The organism is Buchnera aphidicola str. Ak (Acyrthosiphon kondoi), assembly GCF_000225445.1.
GTDB classification, from domain to species: domain Bacteria; phylum Pseudomonadota; class Gammaproteobacteria; order Enterobacterales; family Enterobacteriaceae; genus Buchnera; species Buchnera aphidicola_A.
In genome coordinates this window covers 425,180-443,630 of sequence record NC_017256.1, presented here as the reverse complement: position 1 = coordinate 443,630, position 18,451 = coordinate 425,180, and the positions used below count along the sequence as shown (strand labels likewise).

Below are 18,451 nucleotides of genomic sequence, written 5' to 3'. Positions count from 1 at the left end.
ATAATACAGGGTTAAACGTAGACCATAAGACATCTTAATTACATATTTTTAATGATTTTTTACTAATAATTTTTCAATATTTTATTTCTTTAATATACAAAATATACATTAAAAATACTTATTATTTTTATTTTTTATTCAACTGTGTATTGATCCATGGTTTTATATTATTTAAAATAGTCAGTAGTTGTTTTGTATAAATACCTCCTCCTTCAGCAATTTCTTTTTTTCCTCCTCCCTTTCCATTTGTTTCGTTTTTAATCATATCCATGATTTTTATTGCTGTTATATTTTTAAATAGATTTTTTGTAACTCCGATAATGATAGTAAAGCGATTATTAATAATATTTATTAAGATAATAATTGTGTTTTTTAGCTCTTGTTTTAATTGATCAACTATTATTCTTAATAGTTTATGTTCGTGATCATAAAAAATATTTGATAAAAATTTTGTTCCTTGTATATCAGTTACATTTTTAAGCAATTTTTTTATATATTGTACATTTTCTTTTTTTTGTATTTGAATTATTTTTTCTTCTAGATTTTTTATCGTTATTGTAAGTTTTTTGGCTTTTTCTTTAATATCGAAATTATTACAATTTAGTATAAGAGATATATCCTTTATATAATTATCTTTTTCATGTAAATAATCTATAGCTTTCTTCCCCGTTACAGCTTCAATTCTTTTAATTCCTGATGCTATACTTGATTGAGAAATAATTTTAAATAATCCAATATCGCCAGTTCTTTCAGCATGTGTACCACCACAAAGCTCAATTGAAAAATTGTTTATAAATACAACTCGTACAATAGAACTGTATTGATTATCAAAAAAAGCCATCGCTTTTTTCTTTTTAGCTTCTTCTAAACTTAATTCTTCAGTTTCAATTTTAATATTATTTCGAATTTTCATGTTAACAACATGTTCAATTTTCTGTATTTGAGACATTTCTATTGGCGCAAAATAAGAAAAATCAAATCTTAAATATTTATTAGTTACTAAAGATCCTTTTTGACTAACATTATTTCCTAAAATTTTTCGTAATGCAGCGTGTAATAAATGTGTTGCGGAATGATTCAATTGAATAAAATGTCTGTGATTTTTATCAATTTGACTATAAATTGGATCATTAACTGTAATCTTTCCTGAAATTAATTTTCCAATATGTCCTATCATTTTTCCATATTTTTTTGTATTTTCTACTATAAAAGATGATTGTTGATTATATAATTGACCTATATCACCTATTTGTCCTCCTGACTCACCATAAAACGGCGTTTTATCAAGAAAAATAATTCCATTTTCATCTTTTGTAATAGTAGCAACGGATTGATTATTTACGAAAATATATTTTACAGATGATTGTATTGTGTTTTTTGTATAACCTTCAAAAAAACAAGTATCGTTTAGAACGATATTATCATTATAATTTTTATGGAATGTTTTATTAATATTTGATTGTTTTTTTTGTTTTTCTTTTTCTATTTTGTAGTTAGTGTAATCTATTTTTATATTTTTTTCACGACAAACATCTGCTGTTAAATCAATTGGAAATCCAAAGGTATCATAAAGATAAAATGCAATTTTACCTGGAAGTATATTATTATGTATTTTTTGTATTTCATAATTTAATATTTTTAAACCTTTATCCAGGGTATAAGAAAATTGTATTTCTTCTATTTTTAAAATTTTTTCTATTTTTTCTTGGTTTTCTTTTAATATATCAGCGCTATTTCCCATAGCCTGAATTACATTCGATACTAATTTATAAAAAAAATGTTTTTTAATTCCAATTTTATGCCCATGTCTTAATGCTCTTCTAATAATTCTTCTTAAAACATAACCTCTATGTTCATTTGATGGGGTGATATTATCTGCGATAATATATGCACAAGATCTAATATGATCTGCTATAACTTGTAAGGAAATAGCATTAGAATTATTTATAGTACTCAATTTAGATATAGCTTTAATTAATTCTTGAAATATATCAATATTATAATTAGAAAAAACGTTTTGTAAAACAGCAGATATTCTTTCTAATCCCATACCTGTATCTATAGATTTGTTTTCTAGAGAAATAATTTTTGTTTTTGAAATTCGATTGAATTCTATGAAAACAATATTCCAGATTTCAATAAAACGATTTTTTTTATTTTCTAAAAATTCTAATGGATTATTTATAATTTCGTTTCCATAATCATAAAATATTTCAGTACAAGGACCACATGGTCCACTATCACCCATTTGCCAAAAATTTTCAGATTCATATTTAGTGTTATTTTTATCACCTATTCTTATAATGCGTTCGGAAGGGATTTTTATAATTTTATGCCATATGTTATATGTTTCATCGTCATCTTGATATACTGAAATCCATAATTTATTTTTTGGTATATTAAACCATTTTTTGGATGTTAATAATTCCCAGGCATATTCAATTGCTTCTTGTTTGAAATAATCTCCAAAACTAAAATTACCAAGCATTTCAAAAAATGTATGATGTTTTGAAGTATATCCTACGTTTTCTAAATCATTGTGTTTTCCTCCAGTTCTTAAACATCTTTGAACAGTAGCTACACATGGATAATCGCTTTTTTTTTGACCTAAAAAGATTTCTTTAAATTGATTCATTCCTGCATTAGTAAATAATAATGTAGAATCATTATGTGGAACTAAAGAACTACTTGGAACAATTACATGTTTTTTTTCTTTAAAAAATCTTAAAAAATCTTGACGTATTGTATTTGTTGTTTTTTTCATTTTTTTTTCTTGTTAATATAAAAATCAATATTAATTGTACAAGGTATTCTGAAAGTAAATTTATTATATTTTTTGTATTTATAATCATTAAAAAAATATTTAAAAAAAGTATTTTAGAGTATTTTATCAATCAATAATTTTATATTTAAAATTAATTTTTCTTTTTGAATTTTAAGTTTCTTTAATTTGATTTAATAAAATTATTTTTGATATCTTTTTTGCTGTATCAAATATTTTTAATGCTTTATAAGATTTTTCTATGTATATAAGGGCTTGTCGTGCAGCTGGTGTTTCTGAATATTTTTGAAGTATTTCTTCTCCTCTATTTATAACTGCTATATATTCTTTATGAGAAAAATAAAATTTTAATATTGCCAGATCGTATTCAGATAAATGATATTTCAGACATATTAATTTTTTTTTAGCATTAATAAGATAGAGACTTTGAGGATATTGATGAATAAAATTGTTTAATTGAAAAAACGCGTTTATTGAATAATTAATATCATTTTTATGATAATTTATAGGTAAAATTTTCAAAAGTATGTTTTTGTCTAAAGACATGCTAATTAAACATTTTATATATCTAACATAATCTGTATTTGGATGATTTGGATAACATCTCATAAATTCTTCTATATTTTTTTGAGCTATATTAAAATTTAAATTTTTATAATAAGCATAAATTAAATGTATTTGAACTTTGTCATTATCAAAATTAGCAATATTGTTTTTTTTTATTTTTTCTAACATATATATTGCATTATCAAAATGCTCATTTTTTAATTCTTTATTAGATTCTTTATAAAGAATATATGTTTCTATAAAATTATTATTTTTTAAAGATTCGGAGTGCACAGTTAAGTTTAAAAATAAAATCATAAAAATAAATATAATACTGTTTTTTTTTTTCATTATTTTGTATTCAAGTTTAAATTAATAAAATTTTTTGTTAAAAATATTTATGTTTGGAATTATATAGAATATTATATTCTATAAACATTAAAGATCCAGTTTTAAAATTATCAAAATATTTCTTAATTACAGGATAATTATATTGAAAAAAATAGAATTAACTGCTGTCGTATCATGTTGCTCATTATTAGGAAAAAGATTAGATCTAGTATTGTCTGAATTATTTAAAGAATATTCTCGTTCTTACTTAAAACGTTTAATTATTATGAATCGGGTGTTAGTCAATAAAACTGTTGTAAACCAACCTGATAAAAAAATATTAGGCGGAGAGATTCTTACCATTCGTCCTTTTTACGAAGATATATTATTCAACAAACCTGAAAATATTTTTTTAAATATTGTTTATGAGGATAATGATATATTGGTAATTAATAAACCTTCTGGTTTGGTTGTTCATCCAGGTTCAGGTAATAAACAAGGAACAATTTTAAATGGTTTATTATATCATTATAAAAATATTCAAGATTTACCTCGTGCAGGTATAGTTCATCGTTTGGATAAATTTACAAGTGGATTAATGGTTATTGCAAAAACTATTTTTTCTTATAATTATCTATTAGGATTATTGAAAAAAAGAAAAATTATTCGAGAATATGAAGGAATTGTCAAAGGAAGAATGATTTCAGGTGGTACTGTAAATGAGCCTATAATGCGTCATCGTTATAAAAAAACGTGTATGATGGTGCATCATTCAGGAAAGAAATCAGTAACACATTATAAAATAATTAATCGTTTTAAATTTTATACACATATAGGAATACGATTAGAAACTGGACGTACGCACCAAATCCGTGTACATATGTTATATATTAAATACCCATTAGTTGGGGATCCATGTTATGGCGGATCTAATATTCAATTAGATTATATAAAAAATAAAAACATGAATACAATATATAAATTTCCTCGTCAAGCATTACATGCTAGCCGGCTTTCTTTTTATCATCCTATTACTAAAAATTTAATGTCTTGGACAATACCTCTTCCGCAAGATATGCAAGAACTTATTTTAAAAATATAAAATACACAACAAAATTTTTTTATTTATTGTATTTATTTTTAATAAAACATATTATTTATTATATAAAAAATTTAAATATATTATTAAATAGATAAAAAAATGTTTTTAAGTATAATTCTTTTAAATGATATATATAATATAAAAAATTAAGAGTTGACAGTATCATGCTAGAAAAAAAAATAAATACAGAATTTTTAGTTTTTCCTGATACACATAATAAAGATAAAAATATAAAAAAGCCTTTACGTGAATTAGTTAAAAAATCTTTAAAAGATTATTTGCTAAATTTAAATGGAAAATATATAAATAATTTGTATGAATTAGCTTTAGCTGAATTAGAGGAACCACTTTTAGACATGGTAATGCAATATACTAGAGGAAATCAAACACGTGCTGCTTTAATGATGGGAATAAATCGTAGCACATTGAGAAAAAAATTAAAAAAATATAATATGAATTAATTATTTTAAAAATTTTTTTTAAACTCTTTTTTAATTGCACTTTCTATTTTAAAAAAACATTTAAGAGAGTGCAAAATTATATTTTAATTATCGTATAAAATTTTTCTATTTTTAATAAATCGAATCATACTTTTATAAATTTCATTATTTTAAATTAATTAATCTTTTAGCTATTGTCTCTAACGCCCAATGGTAACCATCTAGACCTAGTCCGCAGATTACACCTTTAGAAATATCAGATAACCATGAATGAGAACGAAAATTTTCTCTGGAATAAATGTTTGAAATATGAACTTCAATAAAAGGAATATCGACTGCAATTAACGCGTCTCTAATAGCTATACTAGTATGAGTGAATGCTGCTGGATTAATAATTATATAATTAATTTTCGTTCTTGAAGAGTGGATTTTATCAATCAGTACATGTTCTGCATTAGATTGTATATGATCTAAAGACACATTAAGTTTTTTTGCTTTTATTTCTAGACTTTTTAATAAATCAGTCAAAGTAACATTACCATAAATTTTTGTTTCTCTTGTTCCTAAAAGATTTAAATTAGGTCCATTTATTAATAATATATTTATATTTTTCTTCATATTAATCTCTTTAAATGATTGTATACTAAATACGCTAAAATATAATTTTTTAAAAATATTAAATCATATTTTTTTATCTTTTATAATAGATATTTATGATAATATCATAAATTAAGTGAGTTTAAATGACATTTGAATTAGTTACTGAATCTTTGTTAGATGCAAATAAAATAAATCATCAAGATATTTTAACTGCTTTAGAAGAACTTTGTGCATATAAGTTAGATTATGGAGATCTTTATTTTCAATCTCATTTTCACGAATCTTGGTCACTAGAAAATGGAATTATAAAAGAAGGAAATTACCATTCTGATGAAGGAATTGGAGTCAGAGCTATTAAAGGTGAAAGTACAGGATTTGCCTATGCAGATCAAATATCAATAGATTCCTTAAGAGCTAGCACTAAAAAAGCACGCAGTATAATTTTTATTAAAGGTTCAGGAAAAACAAGAACTTTATCAAAAAAACAAACACAAATTTTTTATAGTGCCATTAACCCTTTAGAAACATTCTCTGTTAGAGAAAAAATTGATCTTCTTTATAGAGCAGATCATGTGGCACGCAGTCTTGATCATCGTGTAACAGAAGTAAATGCGACTTTAACAGGTTCATATGAAAAAATTTTAATTGCTTCTACTGATGGAAATTTAGTAGCAGATATAAGACCATCAGTTCAATTTTCAATCAGTGTTTTAGTAGAAGATAGTGGAAAAAGAGAACGTGGTCGGAGTGGAGGTGGCAGTCGAACTGATTATAAATTTTTCTTAAATCAAGATGATTTTTCAAAAGAAATTAGAATTGATTATTGGTCTAGAGAAGCTGTACGCATAGCTTTATTGAATTTATCTTCAAAAGAAGCTCCTTCAGGAACATTCCCAGTAGTTTTAGGATCTGGATGGCCAGGTGTTTTATTACATGAAGCAATAGGTCATGGTTTAGAAGGAGATTTTAATAGAAGAGGAACTTCAATATTCACTAATATGATTGGGAAAAAAGTTGCATCAAAATTATGTACTATTATTGATGATGGCACACTTAAAAATCAACGTGGATCATTAAATGTAGATGATGAAGGTACTCCAGGTCAATATAATGTTTTAATTGAAAATGGAATACTCAAAAAGTATATGCAAGATAAACTTAATGCACGTCTAATGGGTATGGAATCTACCGGTAACGGACGTCGTGAATCTTATTCATGTTTACCTATGCCTCGTATGACTAACACTTATATGTTATCTGGAAAATCTAAAATAAATGATATAATTAAAAGTGTTGATTATGGAGTGTATGCTGTAAATTTTTCCGGAGGTCAAGTAGATATTACTTCTGGTAAATTTGTTTTTTCTACCTCAGAAGCTTACTTGATAAAGAAAGGCAAAATTATTACACCAATCAAAAATACAACTCTAATAGGTTCAGGTTTAGAAGTTATGCAAAAAATATCAATGGTTGGTGATGATTTAAAAATGGATCCAGGAATAGGTGTCTGTGGTAAAGATGGTCAAAACATTCCCGTTGGAATAGGTCAACCATCTATGAAATTGGAAAGTTTAACTATAGGTGGAACTGTGTAATTTTCTTGAATAAAAATTTATTATGATTTATATATTATAAAAAATAATGCAGTCAAGAATTATGTCATGACTGCATATTAAAATCAATTTAGTCTTTCTTTAATACGAGCTGCTTTTCCGGTTAGGGTTCTTAAGTAATATAATTTTGCTTTTCTAACTAAACCTTTTCTTTTAATAAGAATTTCATTAATGCTATGAGAATGCGTTTGAAAGACCCGTTCAACACCTTCTCCATTAGAAATTTTACGGACGGTAAAAGATGAATTTAAACCACGATTTTTTATTGCTATCACAATTCCTTCAAAAGATTGTAGACGTTTTTTAGATCCTTCAATAACCCATACTTTAACTTCTACAGTATCTCCAGGTCTAAAAACAGGTATATTTTTTTTGATTTGTTTTTTTTCTATTTTTTGAATTATATTGAGCATGATTTCCTCTTTAATTCAGACACTTAAAGAAATTAATAATTATTTTTTTTGATTTGTTTTTTTGAATTCATCTAGCAGAATTTTTTCTTCCTTTGTTAGTGTTTTTTTTTTAAAAGATCAGGACGTTTAATCCATGTATTTCCAAGTGATTGCTTTAAACGCCAAAGACGAATTTGATTATGGTTTCCAGATAATAACACTTTAGGAACTAACATTTTTCTTATAATTTGAGGTCGCGTATAACTAGGATAATCAAGTAAATTATTAGAAAAAGAATCTTCTTCTATTGATTTTTTGGTTTTAATAACACCCGGAACTAATCGAGAGATAGAGTCAATCATAACCATGGCAGCTAATTCTCCTCCAGTAAGTATATAACTCCCAATAGACCATTCCTCATCTACTTGATTATCAATAATCCGTTGGTCTATTCCTTCATATCGACCACATATAAAAATAATTTTTTTTCTTGTAATTAATTGTTTGATATTATTTTGTTGAAATACTTTCCCTTGAGGAGATAAATAAATAACAATTGCATTTTTTGATATAGACTTAGCTTGTTGAATTGCTAGATACAATGGTTCGGCACTCATCAACATGCCTGGTCCTCCTCCATAAGGACGATCATCTATGGATTTGTATTTATTTTTACTAAAATTTCTTGGATTAAAAAAATTAATATTAATAATTTTTTTTTTAACTGCTTGTCCAATAATGCCATAATCAGTAATTGTACGAAACATTTCTGGAAAAATAGTAATAATATTAAACCATATTGTAGTATCATTATTTTTTTTTTTCATTTAGAATATACAGTTTATTTCCATTGAACTAATATAAATTTATTTTTAATATTTACATTTTTTATTATGTGATTTTCAATAAATGGGATTAATATATTTTTTTTAAATTTTTTTGACTCATTTTTTAAAATAAGAATATCGTTATTTTTTATCCTCATTAAATTAATTACTGTTCCTAAATAAATCTGATCTAGATTGAATACTTTACAGTCAATAATATCATTCCAATAGTAATCATTTTTTTGTAATACGGGTAATGTGTATTTACTAATTATGATATCTGAATTTGTGAACTTTCTAACAATTGAACGATCGGAAATATTTTTTATTTGAACAACAAAATTGTTTTTATGATTTTTCCAATTGTTAATTTGAATTTTTGTCCATTTTTTTTCTTTTAAAAAAAACCACGGAAGATAATTAAATATTTTTTCTTGTTCTTCTGTAAAAGAAAAAATATTTATCCAACCTAATATTCCATAAGATTTTCCAACTTTCCCTATCAATAATGGTTTAACTGGTATGTTAATACTAATATTTATAATATAGCCTCTTTTTTGTTTATTGATTTTATTAGTTTTTTAGTTCTTTCTGACATTTGAGCTCCTTGATCAATCCAATATTTAATACGTTTTAAATCTAATTTTAGTTTCTCAGATTTTCCTTTAGCAATAGGATTAAAGTATCCTATACGTTCAATAAAACGACCATTTCTAGAAAAACGACTATCAGCTACTACCATCTTATAAAACGGACGTTTTTTTGTTCCATATCTAGATAAACGAATTTTTACCATATCTTTTCTTCCTAAGAGTTTTAAAATTAAAAGAATTATTTAAAATAAATTGAATGATAAAATTATACTTCTTATATTTAATCCAAACTAAAAAATTTACTAAATCTATATCTTTAGAATATAATTTTTTAAAATTTTTTAGGTAATATATTTTTGATTCCACGCATTATTTTTGATATTCCATTACTTTTAATTTTCTTCATAATTCTACGTATATCATCAAAATTTTTTAATAATTTATTGACATCTTGTATTTGTGTACCTGAGCCTAAGGCGATTCTACGTTTTCTTGAACCTTTTATAATGATTGGTTTTATTCTTTCTTTAGGTGTCATAGAACATATCATGGCTTCTACTTTGTTTAAAGTGTTTTTATCAGTGTTTAATAATGATATATTATTAGATAATTGATGATTTATAGAAAATTTGTCTATGAAATAATTTAAACCTCCTATTTTTTTCATTTGTTTGATTTGTGTTAAAAAGTCATTTAAGTTAAAATCATGACCTTTTTTTAATTTTTTTGTCAATTTTTTAATCTGTGATTGATCTACTTTTTCTTCAATGTCTTCAATAAGAGACATAATATCGTTCATTCCTAAAATTCTATCAACTATTCTTTCAGGATAAAATGGTTCCAATGATGTTATTTTTTCTCCTGTTCCTATAAATTTAATAGGTTTACCAGTTATATAACGCATAGATAAAGCAATTCCGCTTCTAGAATCACCATCTGTTTTAGTTAAAACTATACCAGATATCAACAAATCGTTATTAAATATTTTTGCCATATTTATAGCATCTTGACCCATCATTGAATCTACTATTAATAATGTTTCAATAGGTTTTGATAGATATTGTATTTGCTGAATTTCGTTCATCATTGTTTTATCAATATGTAAGCGTCCTGCTGTATCAATTAATAAAACATCATATAACTTTAATTTTGCATGTTGTATTGCTTGTCTAGTTATTTCTATTGGTTTCTGGTTTTCATGAGATATAAAAAAATCTATTTCAATTTGTCTAGATAATATTTGAAGTTGTTTGATAGCAGCTGCACGATAAATATCAGTAGATGTAATTAATATTTTTTTCTTATGTTTATCTTTAATCCATTTTCCTATTTTTGCTAAACTAGTAGTTTTTCCTGATCCTTGTAAACCTACTACTAATATAACTGCTGGTGGTTCAATAGATAAATTTAAAGAATTATTTTTTTCACCCATGGCAAATATTAATTCATGTTTAACTATTTTTATAAATTCTTGTCCGGGAGTTAAACTTTTATTTATTTGATGACCAATAGATTTTTTTTTAACATTTTCTATAAATGTTTTTATTACTGAAAATGTTACATCTGCTTCTAATAACGCTTTTCGAACTTCTCTTATAGTGTCTTTAATGTTTTCTTCTGTAAGTCTTCCCTTATTTATAATTTTTTTAAAACTATTGGAAAGACGTTGAGTTAAGTTCTTAAACATTATTTATTGCTCACATTAAATTTCTTGATATCTTAATTGACGGTAATAATAATTACGTTTAAAGTATCATGCTTGTTAATAAAAAATTAATTATTTTTTAAAAAATATAAAAATAAAACATTTAAAAGTATTTGACAATTTAAAATACATTATTTATCAATTTTTTAATTTGCAAATCATATTTTTAAAAATTTTATGGTATGATTGGAGCAATATTTTCACTAGGATAACATCCTAAAATTTTCATAAATTTAGTAATTTTATTGATTTTTTTAAGAGCATCTTGCATTAATAATGATGATAAATTTACTTGAATATCAATATAAAACATTTCTTCCCATGGATTTTTATAGACTGTTTGAGAAGTTATTTTTTTCATAATTAGTTTTTTTTCTTGTAATATTAATAGTACTGCAGCAAGAGCTCCTGATTCTTGTCCTGTACTAAACATTAATGTTGTTTTAGTTGGTATTTTTTCGGATATTTTTTTAGATTCTCGATGTAATACAATAAATCTTGTAATATTTTTTTCTTTATTTGCCAAATTCTTAGTTAAAATATTTAATCCGTAAATTTTACTTCCTATTTCACTTCCCAATGCTGCATTAGTTGTTTCATTATATTTAGTAATCTTCTTCATTGCATCCGCTGTGCTTTTAGTGTATTTAATAGTCCATTCTGGAAATTGTTTAATAAAATTACTACATTGTTGGAATGGTTGAGGATGACTATATACTGTTTTAATCTTGTGTAATGCAATTTTTTTGATCGCAAGTAAACAATGGTTTATAAAAATATTAATCTCTCCAACAATATATAAATTAGTATTTTTTAAAAGATTTAAAACTTCATTAATAGAACCAGAACAAGTATTTTCAATCGGTAAAACAGCATAATCTGATTGATTGTTTTCGACTGATAGAATCACTTCTTCAAACGTTGAACACTCGTTTGTAATACATTTTTGAAAATTTCGATCTGCATATTCATAAGCAGCAATATGAGAGTAAGAACCTTTAGGACCCAGAAATGAAAAACTACTAGGGGTTAATTTATGATTATCGCAAAATTTTTGTAATATTTTTTTTTGAGTCAAGACAGATTCTTCGATTATTAACTGGAATAATCGAGTTATATACTCAGAGGTTAAATGATTTTTTTTTCCTAAAATAATTAATTTTTCTAACATTTTTTTTTCGCGTTCTATATCTCGTATTGCTTGATTATTTTCTATTTTAGATTGAGCTATTTTTAATACTAAGTTTTTTCTGTCTGCTAATAATTTTACTATTTTTTTATCAATGTTATTAATCTCTTCACGAAAAAGTAGTAGAGAGTTTTTAGTAGGCATAATTTATTACCTATGAAAGATGTAATATGTCTAAATATAAAATGGAATATTTTTAACATTTTTTTATATAACGAATGTGTTAACGTACATATAATTTTTATAAAAATATACTAGATAAAATCAAGTTAATTTTATAAATAATAAAGTGAAATATTTTAAAATATGTTTTTAGTTAAATATGTTTACTATATCTTATTAATGTTAATCATAGTATTATTTTCTATATAAATAATTATATTTAAGTGGATTTTATTATGAAAACTTTTTCAGTTAAATCAAGTAATATTAAGAGAAACTGGTATTATGTAGATGCAACTAATAAAATATTAGGTAGATTAGCAAGCGCATTATCATCTCGTCTTAGAGGAAAACATAAGGTCGAATATACTCCTCATCTTGATACTGGTGATTATATCATTGTTGTAAATGCCGCAAGAATATTAGTTACGGGAAATAAAAGGATTGGTAAAATTTATTACCATCATACAGGCTATGTGGGTGGTATAAAACAATCTAGATTTGAAGAAATGATTTCTCGTCATCCAGAAAGAGTCATAGAAATTGCAGTGAAAGGTATGTTGCCAAAAGGTCCTTTAGGACGTTCTATGTTTAAAAAATTAAAAGTTTTTTCTGATGAACATCATGAACATATGGCACAATGTCCTAAATTATTGAATATTTGATATAAAGGTATACAAAAATAGATGATTAAAATTCAAAATTATGGTACTGGTCGTCGTAAAAGCTCTTCTGCTAGAGTGTTTCTTAGATCTGGTAATGGAGAAATCGTTGTAAATAAACGTTCTTTAAATGAATATTTTGGTCGTGAAACTGCTTGTATGATTGTTCGTCAACCATTAGAATTAGTTAATATGGTAGATAAGTTTAATATTTATATAACAGTGAAAGGCGGAGGTATTTCTGGTCAAGCAGGTGCAATTCGTCAAGGTATTACTCGTGCTTTAATTAAATATAATCAATTTTTACGTTTAGATTTAAGAAAAGCGGGATTTGTAACACGTGATTCACGTCAAGTTGAACGTAAAAAAGTTGGTTTTCGAAAAGCTAGAAAACGCCCACAATTTTCTAAACGTTAAAGCCAAAAAAGATATTATTCGTTTTGAATTTAAAAGAACTTGGTTTTTTAATAAACCGAGTTCTTTTTTATTTTTTTAAATATTCAATTATATCAAAACATAATTTTTTTATACCAGTTTTGTTAATTGAAGAAATAAAGTAGTATTTTTCATTTATTTTAAATTTATGTTTAATTTTATTAATTATTTGATTTGTTTGTTCTGTATTTAGTAAATCTATTTTATTGAAGATTAACCATCTTGGTTTGTTATATAGTTTTAAACTATATTTTTTTAGTTCATTTAATACTATAGCTATATTTTGTTCTGGATGAAAATTGTTCTGAGGAACTAAATCAACGATATGAAGTAATAGTTTGCATCTTTCTAAATGTTTTAGAAAACGAATGCCTAATCCAGAACCATTAGAAGCTCCTTTTATTATACCTGGAATATCTGCTATAATAAATTTTTTGTTATTTAGAATATTTACACTTCCTAAAATTGGATTTAATGTTGTAAATGGATAGTCTGCAATTTTTGTTTTAGCACCAGATATACTTGTAACAAAAGTAGACTTTCCAACATTAGGCATTCCTAATGTTCCTACATCAGCAATTAACATCAGTTCTAATTGTATGTCTCTTTTTTCTCCGATAGTACCTAATGTGCTTTGTCTAGGAGTGCGATTCGTTGAAGATTTAAATCTAACATTACCTAGTCCATGCCAACCTCCCTTAGCAATTAGTATTTTTTGTTTATGTTGAATTAAATCACCTATTATTTCACGTGTTTGATAGTTTATTGCTTTTGTTCCTATAGGTACATGTATTTTAATATCATCTCCTTTTTTCCCAGAACATTTTTTACTTGAACCATGCTGTCCGTTTTGAGCTTGAAATTTTTTTTTGAATCTGAGGTCTATAAGAGTATTTAAATTATTATCAGCTTCTAACCAAACATTTCCACCATCACCACCATCTCCTCCATCAGGCCCTCCTTTAGGAATATATTTTTCTCTTCTAAAATTAACACAACCATTTCCACCATTACCAGCGATAACTTGTATTATAGTTTGATCAATGAATTTCATTTTTTTAATTACTCTTAATATTTTTTTTATTAATAAATATTTTAACATTTAATAATTCTGTTTATTTTATTAATTAATTTTTTAATAATTCATATTTTTTATAAAAATATAGAACCCCTAGAAAGGGGTTTTGAATATATAAATGATTTATTTTTTAATTAATAACATTTATGTATGTTCTTTTTTTTAATCCTTTTTTTTTAAATTCAACCTTCCCTTTGACAGTAGCGAAAATTGTATGATCTTTACCACAACCTACATTTTTACCAGGATGAAATTTAGTTCCACGTTGTTTTACAATTATACTACCTGCTGAAATTAATTGACCACCAAAACATTTTACACCCAGCCTTTGTGCATTAGAATCTCGTCCATTTCTAGTGGATCCACCAGCTTTTTTATGTGCCATTTCTTTATATTTCTCCTTCAATATTATTAATATCTATGATTTTTACATCAGTGAAATGCTGACGGTGACCTTGTTGTTTTTTATAATGTTTACGGCGATTAAATTTAATAATTTTAATTTTTTTAAGACGACCGTGATTTTGAATATGAGCTTTTATTATTCCTCCTGTTATAAAAGGAGTTCCAACTCTTATAGAATCTTTATTTGAAATCATTAAAATTTTATTGAATTCTATAGTTGTACCAAGTGGACCATTTAATTTTTCTAATCTAATAACTTGGTTTTTAATTGCTCGATATTGTTTTCCACCACTTATAAAAACTGCATACATAAAAAAACTCCAGTTGTTAAATATTTATTGTGATTCTGAAAAAATTCATTATATCCATATACTTTTAATGTCTGCTCCTAATTGATTTAATTTTTTAGGAAATGACTCGTATCCTCTAGTAAGATGATAAGTATGATTTACTATTGTTAAACCTACAGCAATACAACCTGCTAATATTAATGTTGCAGAAGCTCTTAAATCACTACAAAAAACATTAGAAGATGTTAATTTAGGTATTCCATGACATATAATAGTATTATTTTTTATTTTTATTTTAGCACCCATATTTATTAGTTCGGATGTGTAAATAAAACGATTTTCAAAGATAGTTTCAGTTATAGTACCTATGCCTTTAGCAACAGTATTTAACAAAGCAAATTGAGCTTGCATATCCGTTGGAAAACCTGGATAAGGAGCAGTGCAAATATTTAAAGATTTAGGTCTTTTCCCTCTCATATCTAATTTAATCCAATCTTTTCCTGTTTTAACTTCAGCTCCAGCTTCAGTTAGTTTTAACAACACACTTTTTAAGTGTTTAGGTTCAGTTTTATGGCAAATAATATGGCCTTGCGAGGCTGCTGCAGCAACCAAAAAAGTTCCTGTTTCAATTCTATCTGGAATCACTCGATGTTCACCACCGGTTAATTTTAACACACCTTTAATATATATTTTATTGCTGCCTGCACCAATAATATTAGCACCTAAAGCATTTAGAAATTTTGCAATATCAACAATTTCTGGCTCGCAGGCTGCATTATCAATTACTGTGGAACCTTTAGCTAAAGTAGCAGCACTCATAATAGTGATAGTGGCACCAACACTAATTTTCTCCATCAAAATATATTTTCCCTGTAGACGACCTTTAACGTAAGCATCAATACAATCATCTTTTAAATTAATTTTCGCACCTAATTGAATTAAACCATTTAAATGTAGATCTACAGGTCTTGTTCCAATCTTACATCCTCCGGGTAAAAATATTTTAGCTTTACCAAAACGTGCTAAAAGAGGACCTAATATCCAGATAGATGCTCTAATTTTTTTGATTAAATGATATGGAGCACAAAAAACATTTATCGAGCTTGCATCAATATACAATACTTTTTTTTTTTTATTTTTACTCCTAAATATACTAGTAATTTAAGGGCTATGTTAATGTCAGTTAAATCAGGAATATTACTAATTTGAATTTTTTCTCCTGTTAATATAGTCATAAATAAAATTGGTAATGCTGCATTTTTAGAACCTGAAATAACAACATTACCATTTAAATTTTTATTTCCTTGTACGTATAGTTTATCCATTTATTAACAAATCTCTATTGTATTAATATAATTTTTTATTTTTTTTCCATTCTTCAGGTGTATAAGACATGATAGATACTGCGTGAATATGTTTTTCTGTGATCATTTTTATTAAAGGTGTATAAACTATTTGCTGTCTTTTTACTTGACTCATATCTTTAAAAAGGTTTCCTATGACAATTATCTTAATATGATTAGTGTCCCCTGTAACATAAGCTTTTTCTAGATTTAATTTGTTGATAAGCAAAGATGTTATATCTTGATTGTTCATTTTATATTGTACTTTTGATTGAATATTTGATGTATTGTTAAAATTTTAAAAAATAATCAATACCATTTTATTAATTAAAAAAAATAGCGAATCAGTTAATTATCAATATATAAATATATAACTAAATATTTAAAATTTTGATAAATTTTATTTTTTACTTTAAAATAGATGAATATATTTTCATCTTGAAATATATATTTTTTAAAAAAAATATTAAATAAAAATATTCTTAAACAATTTATTATATAAATGTAATGTTTAAATTTTTTTTATATATTTTAAATATATTTTTTAATATATAAAAGTTGATTAAATTTTATCAATATGAAATTCTGTTTTATGATCTTATATTTAAAATTTCTTTAAGAAATATAGGAAAACAATCTTAATAGTTAAATAATTTTATAAAGATATAATATTATGAAATATAAAATTATAATTTAACATTTTTTTTAATTTTAAAAAATATTTTTTATTTTTTTAAAAATTATTTTGAAAATATTAAACAAAAAAACAGTGGAGTGTTCATATGATTAATCTGATTCCAATGACTGTAAGAGGAGCAGAAAAACTTCGTCAAGAACTTGAAAAATTAAAAAGCATAGAACGTCCTCGTATTATTTCTGCAATAGCAGACGCTAGAGAACACGGTGATTTAAAAGAAAATGCTGAATACCATTCTGCTCGTGAAGAGCAAAGTTTTTGTGAAGGACGCATAAAAGAAATTGAGTCAAAGTTATCTAACTCTCAAGTTATAGATATAACGAAAATATCTAATAATAACCGAGTAATTTTTGGTGCTACTGTTAGTATTCTAAATATAAAAAATAATGAAGAATTTACTTATCAAATTGTCGGTGATGATGAATCTGATTTTAAAAAAAATTTAATTTCTATTAATTCTCCAATAGCAAGAGGTCTTATTGGAAAAAAAAATAACGATGTTGTAATTATATGTACACCAGGTGGTGATGTTGAATATAAGATTTTAAAAATAGATTATATGTAGTTTAAAAAATGATTTAATCTAATTGGTATTTGATCAAATATTTCTTGAAAAATTGATTTTAAAGCAGTGAAAATATGATTTATAAAAAAAAAACAAAGAGTTCTAATCGTTGGTTATTAGAACATTTTAAAGATCCATATGTCAAGGAAGCACAAACAAACAATATACGCTCAAGAGCTTGGTTTAAGTTAGAACAATTAGATAAAAGTAACAAATTATTTAAAATTGGCATGAATGTTATGGATTTAGGTGCTGCTCCTGGAAGTTGGTCGCAATATGCGATTAAAAGAATAGGAAAAAAAGGACGTGTCATAGCTTGTGATGTATTGCCTATTAGACCAATAACAGGCGTAGAGATTTTTCAAGGAGATTTTCGTGATAAAAAAATATTGAATTTAATGCTAAATTCTGTAAAAAATACTAAATTTCATTTATTGATGTCAGATATGGCTCCGAATATAACAGGACATTTTTCTATCGATATGCCACGTATTATTAATTTATCTAAGTTAGCGTTAAAAATATCAAATCATATTTTATCTAATAATGGTATTTTTTTGTTAAAATCATTTCAGGGAGAGGGTTTTAATGAATTGTATGAAGAAATTAAAATATTTTTTAAAAAAATTAAAATTTGCAAACCTAAAACTTCTCGAACAAGATCTCGAGAGATATTCATTCTAGCAACCAGATAA

20 protein-coding genes and 1 pseudogene are annotated in these 18,451 nt (G+C 25.0%); 7 read left to right on the top strand and 14 right to left on the bottom strand.

Going from position 1 to position 18,451, the window contains the following annotated elements; translation table 11 throughout:
• Nucleotides 1-127: 127 nt before the first annotated feature.
• Together alaS and BAKON_RS02050 are read right to left on the bottom strand one after the other, a co-directional pair.
• A complete protein-coding gene (alaS, locus tag BAKON_RS02055) occupies nucleotides 128-2,764 on the bottom strand; it encodes an alanine--tRNA ligase (protein ID WP_014499547.1) in 2,637 nt (878 codons plus the stop codon).
• 171 nt (nucleotides 2,765-2,935) lie between these two features.
• Nucleotides 2,936-3,679: an outer membrane protein assembly factor BamD gene (locus BAKON_RS02050; RefSeq protein WP_014499546.1), complete on the bottom strand. Its 744-nt coding sequence runs from the start codon at nucleotides 3,677-3,679 to the stop codon at nucleotides 2,936-2,938.
• 139 nt (nucleotides 3,680-3,818) lie between these two features.
• Here BAKON_RS02050 and rluD point away from each other — a divergent pair, with 139 nt between their 5' ends.
• On the top strand, nucleotides 3,819-4,760 hold the full coding sequence (gene rluD / locus BAKON_RS02045) for a 23S rRNA pseudouridine(1911/1915/1917) synthase RluD (protein WP_050793195.1): 942 nt from the start codon (nucleotides 3,819-3,821) through the stop codon (nucleotides 4,758-4,760).
• 164 nt (nucleotides 4,761-4,924) lie between these two features.
• Entirely contained in the window at nucleotides 4,925-5,221 is a 297-nt protein-coding gene (fis, locus tag BAKON_RS02040) for a DNA-binding transcriptional regulator Fis (protein WP_014499544.1), read from the top strand.
• Nucleotides 5,222-5,365: 144 nt separating this feature from the next.
• Here fis and aroQ read toward each other — a convergent pair whose 3' ends face one another.
• Nucleotides 5,366-5,818: a type II 3-dehydroquinate dehydratase gene (aroQ, locus tag BAKON_RS02035; RefSeq protein WP_014499543.1), complete on the bottom strand. Its 453-nt coding sequence runs from the start codon at nucleotides 5,816-5,818 to the stop codon at nucleotides 5,366-5,368.
• Between the two features lie 125 nt (nucleotides 5,819-5,943).
• On the opposite strand from aroQ, the gene tldD reads away from it, so the two are divergent.
• A complete protein-coding gene (gene tldD, locus BAKON_RS02030; RefSeq protein WP_014499542.1) occupies nucleotides 5,944-7,395 on the top strand; it encodes a metalloprotease TldD in 1,452 nt (483 codons plus the stop codon).
• 83 nt (nucleotides 7,396-7,478) lie between these two features.
• Here tldD and rplS read toward each other — a convergent pair whose 3' ends face one another.
• The 6 genes from rplS to BAKON_RS01995 form a co-directional block, all read right to left on the bottom strand.
• Entirely contained in the window at nucleotides 7,479-7,826 is a 348-nt protein-coding gene (gene rplS / locus BAKON_RS02025) for a 50S ribosomal protein L19 (RefSeq protein ID WP_014499541.1), read from the bottom strand.
• A 95-nt stretch (nucleotides 7,827-7,921) separates the two neighbouring features.
• Nucleotides 7,922-8,632 (bottom strand): tRNA (guanosine(37)-N1)-methyltransferase TrmD, encoded by a 711-nt coding sequence (trmD, locus tag BAKON_RS02020; protein ID WP_014499540.1) that lies wholly within the window; start codon nucleotides 8,630-8,632, stop codon nucleotides 7,922-7,924.
• Nucleotides 8,633-8,646: 14 nt separating this feature from the next.
• A complete protein-coding gene (gene rimM, locus BAKON_RS02015; RefSeq protein WP_014499539.1) occupies nucleotides 8,647-9,177 on the bottom strand; it encodes a ribosome maturation factor RimM in 531 nt (176 codons plus the stop codon).
• Nucleotides 9,171-9,428, bottom strand: a complete 258-nt coding sequence (rpsP, locus tag BAKON_RS02010; RefSeq protein ID WP_014499538.1) for a 30S ribosomal protein S16 — start codon at nucleotides 9,426-9,428, stop codon at nucleotides 9,171-9,173. Before rpsP ends, rimM begins: the two co-directional genes overlap by 7 nt.
• 128 nt (nucleotides 9,429-9,556) lie before the next feature.
• Nucleotides 9,557-10,912: a signal recognition particle protein gene (gene ffh, locus BAKON_RS02000; RefSeq protein WP_014499537.1), complete on the bottom strand. Its 1,356-nt coding sequence runs from the start codon at nucleotides 10,910-10,912 to the stop codon at nucleotides 9,557-9,559.
• A gap of 193 nt (nucleotides 10,913-11,105) precedes the next feature.
• Nucleotides 11,106-12,263 carry a chorismate mutase gene (locus BAKON_RS01995; RefSeq protein ID WP_014499536.1) on the bottom strand — a complete coding sequence of 386 codons (1,158 nt, stop codon included), beginning with the start codon at nucleotides 12,261-12,263 and terminating at the stop codon, nucleotides 11,106-11,108.
• Nucleotides 12,264-12,517: 254 nt separating this feature from the next.
• Between BAKON_RS01995 and rplM the strand changes: the two genes are divergently transcribed.
• Both rplM and rpsI read left to right on the top strand, forming a co-directional pair.
• Nucleotides 12,518-12,946: a 50S ribosomal protein L13 gene (gene rplM, locus BAKON_RS01990; RefSeq protein WP_014499535.1), complete on the top strand. Its 429-nt coding sequence runs from the start codon at nucleotides 12,518-12,520 to the stop codon at nucleotides 12,944-12,946.
• Between the two features lie 21 nt (nucleotides 12,947-12,967).
• Complete coding sequence (rpsI, locus tag BAKON_RS01985; protein WP_014499534.1) at nucleotides 12,968-13,360, top strand: 30S ribosomal protein S9; 393 nt, start codon at nucleotides 12,968-12,970, stop codon at nucleotides 13,358-13,360.
• A gap of 67 nt (nucleotides 13,361-13,427) precedes the next feature.
• On the opposite strand, the gene cgtA is transcribed toward rpsI, so the two are convergent.
• The 5 genes and pseudogenes from cgtA to BAKON_RS01960 form a co-directional block, all read right to left on the bottom strand.
• On the bottom strand, nucleotides 13,428-14,432 hold the full coding sequence (gene cgtA, locus BAKON_RS01980; protein WP_014499533.1) for an Obg family GTPase CgtA: 1,005 nt from the start codon (nucleotides 14,430-14,432) through the stop codon (nucleotides 13,428-13,430).
• Between the two features lie 154 nt (nucleotides 14,433-14,586).
• The gene (gene rpmA, locus BAKON_RS01975; protein WP_014499532.1) at nucleotides 14,587-14,841 is read right to left on the bottom strand and encodes a 50S ribosomal protein L27; all 255 of its coding nucleotides are present in this window, start codon (nucleotides 14,839-14,841) and stop codon (nucleotides 14,587-14,589) included.
• 4 nt (nucleotides 14,842-14,845) lie between these two features.
• Nucleotides 14,846-15,172, bottom strand: coding sequence for a 50S ribosomal protein L21 (gene rplU / locus BAKON_RS01970; RefSeq protein WP_014499531.1), 327 nt, complete (start codon nucleotides 15,170-15,172; stop codon nucleotides 14,846-14,848).
• Nucleotides 15,173-15,220: 48 nt separating this feature from the next.
• A pseudogene (gene murA / locus BAKON_RS01965) lies at nucleotides 15,221-16,476 on the bottom strand (UDP-N-acetylglucosamine 1-carboxyvinyltransferase).
• A 22-nt stretch (nucleotides 16,477-16,498) separates the two neighbouring features.
• Nucleotides 16,499-16,747, bottom strand: a complete 249-nt coding sequence (locus BAKON_RS01960) for a BolA family protein (RefSeq protein ID WP_014499530.1) — start codon at nucleotides 16,745-16,747, stop codon at nucleotides 16,499-16,501.
• A gap of 532 nt (nucleotides 16,748-17,279) precedes the next feature.
• Between BAKON_RS01960 and greA the strand changes: the two genes are divergently transcribed.
• Nucleotides 17,280-17,756: a transcription elongation factor GreA gene (gene greA / locus BAKON_RS01955; protein WP_226989531.1), complete on the top strand. Its 477-nt coding sequence runs from the start codon at nucleotides 17,280-17,282 to the stop codon at nucleotides 17,754-17,756.
• A gap of 74 nt (nucleotides 17,757-17,830) precedes the next feature.
• Nucleotides 17,831-18,451, top strand: a complete 621-nt coding sequence (rlmE, locus tag BAKON_RS01950) for a 23S rRNA (uridine(2552)-2'-O)-methyltransferase RlmE (RefSeq protein ID WP_014499528.1) — start codon at nucleotides 17,831-17,833, stop codon at nucleotides 18,449-18,451.